The sequence below is a fragment of the Citrobacter sp. wls757 genome (genome assembly GCF_005280935.1).
Classification (GTDB): domain Bacteria; phylum Pseudomonadota; class Gammaproteobacteria; order Enterobacterales; family Enterobacteriaceae; genus Citrobacter; species Citrobacter portucalensis.
The window spans coordinates 6,152-11,157 of record NZ_SZWU01000016.1 but is presented as its reverse complement, the minus strand read 5'-3'; the positions used below and the strand labels follow the sequence as shown (position 1 = coordinate 11,157).

General features: G+C 51.5%; 6 protein-coding genes and 1 pseudogene. 2 read left to right on the top strand and 5 right to left on the bottom strand.

Features of this window, described 5'->3' with window-relative positions; translation table 11 throughout:
- A pseudogene (gene clsA / locus FDW94_RS23860) lies at window positions 1-504 on the bottom strand (cardiolipin synthase ClsA); the annotation flags it as partial.
- Between the two features lie 142 nt (window positions 505-646).
- On the opposite strand from clsA, the gene FDW94_RS04320 reads away from it, so the two are divergent.
- Together FDW94_RS04320 and FDW94_RS04315 are read left to right on the top strand one after the other, a co-directional pair.
- Window positions 647-820 carry a YciY family protein gene (locus FDW94_RS04320; protein WP_122984013.1) on the top strand — a complete coding sequence of 58 codons (174 nt, stop codon included), beginning with the start codon at window positions 647-649 and terminating at the stop codon, window positions 818-820.
- Window positions 821-1,075: 255 nt separating this feature from the next.
- Window positions 1,076-2,269 carry a site-specific integrase gene (locus FDW94_RS04315; protein WP_057064858.1) on the top strand — a complete coding sequence of 398 codons (1,194 nt, stop codon included), beginning with the start codon at window positions 1,076-1,078 and terminating at the stop codon, window positions 2,267-2,269.
- On the opposite strand, the gene FDW94_RS24680 is transcribed toward FDW94_RS04315, so the two are convergent.
- The 4 genes from FDW94_RS24680 to FDW94_RS23855 all read right to left on the bottom strand — a co-directional run.
- Window positions 2,262-2,462, bottom strand: coding sequence for a hypothetical protein (locus FDW94_RS24680; protein WP_008322518.1), 201 nt, complete (start codon window positions 2,460-2,462; stop codon window positions 2,262-2,264). The genes FDW94_RS04315 and FDW94_RS24680 overlap by 8 nt on opposite strands.
- 45 nt (window positions 2,463-2,507) lie before the next feature.
- Window positions 2,508-2,750: a DUF4060 family protein gene (locus FDW94_RS04305; RefSeq protein WP_047415379.1), complete on the bottom strand. Its 243-nt coding sequence runs from the start codon at window positions 2,748-2,750 to the stop codon at window positions 2,508-2,510.
- Between the two features lie 39 nt (window positions 2,751-2,789).
- Window positions 2,790-3,830, bottom strand: a complete 1,041-nt coding sequence (locus tag FDW94_RS04300; RefSeq protein WP_137377192.1) for a RecT family recombinase — start codon at window positions 3,828-3,830, stop codon at window positions 2,790-2,792.
- A 14-nt stretch (window positions 3,831-3,844) separates the two neighbouring features.
- Window positions 3,845-5,006, bottom strand: a 1,162-nt coding sequence (locus FDW94_RS23855) for a PD-(D/E)XK nuclease-like domain-containing protein (RefSeq protein WP_249358299.1), incomplete at its 5' end; no start/stop codon positions are given.

The window sequence follows — 5,006 nt, the reverse complement described above, 5'->3', positions numbered from 1 at the left end:
GGCAGCCATTAACGACTCGGCTACCTGATCGGCCATACCGCCTGGCTGCCATATGTAGAACACCATTTCGATGTTGTGGCGCGCCAGCTGAATATCACGGATCAGCGCCTGCATCACGTCATCTGAACTGGTGAGCAACTGCAGCTGGTTTCCCTTTACGCCAGCTATACCCTGACGACGCTCGCACAGTTTAAATAACGAAGAGGCGACGCTGCTGTTTTCCTGGGCAAAAATATGCTTGCAGGCCTTGAGGTCGTTCAGCCATTTGGCGGTTGAAGGCCACATCGCCCGGGCGCGTTCGGCACGTCGCTTGCCCAGGTGAAGTTCACCAAAGGACAGATAAGCAATAATTCCTACCAATGGCAGAATGTAGATGATCAACAGCCAGGCCATTGCGGAGGGCACTGCGCGTCGCTTCATCAGAATGCGTAACGTTACGCCAGCAATGAGTACCCAGTAACCCAGAATGACCAGCCAACTCACCACGGTGTAGAAGGTTGTCATAAATTTAAAAATCCTTTTGAAAGCGTATTGTTAAGAGTTTACGCATCAGGATTAATCTGGCAAATAAAAACACGGGAAAACCACTGGTCTGCATTCGGTCTGGCGTTATAATGGCCGCTCAGTGACTGGAAGAGTAGTTAACATGAAGCGTAGTAGAACGGAAGTGGGACGCTGGCGGATGCTGCGTCAGGCTAGCCGCCGTAAAGCACGTTGGCTTGAAGGACAATCGCGTCGTAATATGCGTATCCATACCATCAGGAAGTGCGTTCTCAACCACCAGCGTAACTCGTTGTTGTTTGCGATCCACAGCATCTGATCCCAAAAGGGCACCGCTGGCGGTGCCCAATGTCTGCGTTTGTTCTGTTTTTTAAAATACTTTCTTGTATTGTCATTCAGCCCATTTCGAAGAATTTCGCATAAAAACGTTCTGTTACGTTGAACCCTTCTGCCGCCTGCCTTTCAGCCTTCCAATTATCACACTCCGAGTACAAGTGTTACATTGTGGGTATCTTTGAGTAATGAGTTTTGTGTACACTTTTGCGTACTCAAAAGCCAAATGTGTACCTATTCAATGATCACTGACACAAAGCTCAGGAAGGCCCTTGGCAAGAAACGCGATGATATCGAAATTATTTCAGATTCTCACGGACTCAACGCAAGAATCAGTCTGGCCGGAAAGGTCTCTTTCTTCTACCGGTACAGATGGGCAGGCAAAGCTGTAAAACTCAATGTCGGCGATTATCCAGCAATGAGTATTGCTCAGGCAAGGGAAAGGCGTCAGCAATTCAGAATCTGGCTTACTGAAGGACTCGATCCCCGAGAGCAAGTAAAGCTGGAGAAATTGACCCGCGAAGGTTCCATGGCCGTATCGGAAGCATTCAATTATTGGATCGAGAAACACTGCATCGCTAATCAACTGACAAAGACAGGTTATTATCAGTTGGTATTTGCCAAGCATATCGCCGAACCGATGCGAAACGTCAAAGTCGACAATTCGACAAAAAGGCACTGGATAGATGTTTTTGATCAGATTGAAAGCAGGGTGATGGCTCATTATATGCTTTCGCTGTGCAAACGCTCATTCAGGTTCTGTATTAACCGAGGCGTAATATCGACCAATCCGCTCGAGGGATTGCTACCCACTGACGTTGGCCAAAAACCGAAAAAGAGAACGCGGCGCTTGGATGATCGTGAGCTGGTGGCTATTTATCGGTGGCTGCAAAACCGCATGTCCATAGAGTCCGTGTTTCTTGTGAAATTTATTATGTTGACCGGCTGTAGGACGGCAGAGATTCGGTTAAGCGAAAGGTCATGGTTCAAGCTGGATGAAAATGAATGGATAGTTCCTGCTGGAAGTTACAAAACGCGAGTGCACATGAGAAGGGCTCTTTCTGATGCTGCGGTGGGACTGGTAAAAAATCATCTTGAGAAGATCAACACAAAGCATTTAGTCACTTCACAGCGCTTATTGGATGGGGAAATTAAAGACGTCCCGGTTCATCCGCCAGTTGCTTCGAACTACGCCAGGTATATTTGGTCAGAATCCGGTATGGAGCCCTGGTCTCTCCATGATATGAGAAGAACAATCGCAACAAATCTTTCAGAACTTGGCTGTCCGCCGCATGTGATTGAAAAGTTACTTGGTCACCAAATGGTTGGCGTGATGGCGCACTATAACCTGCATGACTACATCGATGATCAAAAACACTGGCTCCACGTTTGGCAGAGCCATCTTGAAAACATCATCGGTGAGCCGTTCAGTTAATTGGCTGTTTCACACCTTCCCACTCTTTGACTGACTCCGACTTCCAGCGGTTAGGATTACCGGGAAAGTCCGGGGCGGGGAACGGCTTCGCAAAACCCCGCGGCATCGTGTCTGTGCTTTGCCATGACCAAAGGGTTTTACGTGAGATTTTATATCGACTGGTCAGGTCTGACGTCAGCAAAATATCATCCATCGTTTTTCTCCAATGGCCCGAACTGGGCCATTTCCAAAAGTAATATCAAGAAACCTGACCCGGCAACGCACGCAACCGGCGCATACCTGTCATCGCCGTGGCCACGTAGCTGGCCTTACGGTTCACTACCTCCACCCAGACCTTCACACCTTCAACTCTCACCGTGTACGTCTCCTTCATCTTGCTGCGGCCATAGTCGCCGTAACGTTCTGCATGAGTGGCAAGTGCTATGTCGCATGCCTGACGCGCTAACGGGGATTGCTGATTGGCTCGGTTAATCAGTCGCATTACATCTCCTCAGTGGGAGGGCGGACCCTCCCAACCCAGTTAACCAACGTATTCCGGTTTCATATCCGCCAGGGTGATGCTGAACTGATCGTGCAGCTCGTCGCCCAGATGACGTTTCGCAGTTGCAAGAACTCGCTCAACTTCCCTAAACCGTTCAGCTGCATCCGGTTCGTCCGGAGACGGCAGGGAGTTGATCGCGGCCTCAACCTTGTTACGTGAATCAACCAGGTAATAGCGTTTCACTGCCTTATTCTTCAGCTCGGTGAACAGGGCAGATCCGAGCGTGGCCTTCGCGCTTTCGATATCAGCGCGCAGTGCTTTTGCACTATCAACATCCTGAGCAGCATCGATGCGTTCGCGGAAATCATCAGCCAGTGAGTCGATATTTACCGACGATTCCTGTGCGCTTTGCGTGGTTGTGACGGTGTCACCTGAGATATCAGCCAGGTTAACGTGCTTCGGTGCTGGGTTAATCTCTTTCTCAGTGCGTGGCTCAACTTCATCTGGACTGTAGACGCCGAGGATGACTTCTGGGCAGTACAGGCGAGCCCAGTACTTCACTGCCAGATAAGCGATCTGCTGCTTCGGCGCTGTTTTCCACAGTGGCGAGTTACGTGTGGTGATATCTGCTAGGTAGATTGGCTCGCCCCAGGTGATTTCTTCTTCTCCGCGCAGTACGGCGCCAACCCGGATAAACAGGCCTAATTCATCACGGCCGTCTTTTTTCCCGGCGATCTTCTCCCAGTCACCGCCATATTCGTAATGGAAGCGACCAATGATGGCGCTGGAACTGGAAATCACTGCGTTAACCAGTTGCGCTTCGTAACCCAGAACGCCATTCACCAGGTGCGTTTTCTGGGCAACTGCATATGGGTTCATTCCCCACTGCATAGCCTGCATGACGATAGCCATACAGTCGGCGGGTTTCCCCGCCAGGTGTTTGGGGACGGTGACGGCAGACTGCGCCATCAATTCAGCGAAAGAGGTAAGCTGGCCGAGTGCCTGCACGTTGAACACAGCGTTGCTGGCGGAAATGGTGTTTGGTGCCTGCTCGGTCGTAATGATGTTGGTATTTTGCATTGTCAAATCCTCCCTTAAGCCAGACGCAGCGCTTCAAGGCGGCGCAGGTCGAAGTCGTTCAGTTCGTCGGTGTAATCAGCGGTGATCGGCGCTGGCCATTCGCCAGTGTCAAAGCCGGTAGCGATAGCGCGCATTGATTTACGGTACTCGAGCATGCCCAGCTCCAGCAGTTCGGCGGATGCCTCGATGATGGCGATCCAGTGGTAGTTCTCGTCTTTGTTGACGAAAATCCAGAAGAACTGGTCCAGTGCCGCGGTCTCGCAATACATGGCGGCGCTCAGGTGGTAGTCACGGTCGATGATTTCCCGGTGCAACTTGGCGCGCAGGCCTTCCTGCTTAACGTTCCACATGCTGATGGTTTTCAGGTCGGCACCGATGCGCACGCCGTCCAGGTCGATCTCCAGATCAGGACGAACGCGGACTTCCAGACCGGTTTCGTCGTCAAAGCCAAAGTAGCTCACCTCAACAGCGCGGCTCGGATGCTGAAGCAGCATCCCGGCGGTTGGGTGTGCCAGTAATGCCGACTGAATAGCCAGCGCAGTGCTCAGTTGCTGACGGGTGACCAGCACTTTCCCTTGCGGATTCTCGCGCCACGCATCCAGCAGTTCGTCGGTGAAGACGGCATCCGGATTAACAGACTTCACAGCCTGAATCAGATCCGCTTTGGTACCGGACACTTTCAGTGGCGTCGGTTTCTGTGCTTCCTGTGCCACGAGGTCAGGATTGATGATTGCTAATTGCTCGAGTAACGCATCACGGCTACCACTGGTTTTTACCTGAGCAGGCAGAGTGGCGTTGTATTCCTTGATGCAGGCTTTCATCGCCGTTGCGGTCTGCTTCTGATCCGCTTCGATACGCTGGTACTCTTCGGGCAGCGACATATAGCTCTGGCCAGTTTCCTCGACTGAACCACCCAGCGGCATCTGAGCAGGCAGAGTGGCGTTGTATTCCTCGAGCAATGTTTTGATGTCGTCAGCACTCAGCAGTGCTGGCAAGCTGGCGTTGTACTCATCAATAAACGCGCGGATCGTTGCCGTGGTGGTAAATGCGCCTTCCGGAATTACGGGTTCAACGCTGAATTCTTCATCGAGTTGCTCTGGCTGCAACGCCAGTGCATGCACCAGATTACCCATGTCCAGAACAGGAGAGCGTTCTTTGATAATGGTTTTCTCTACA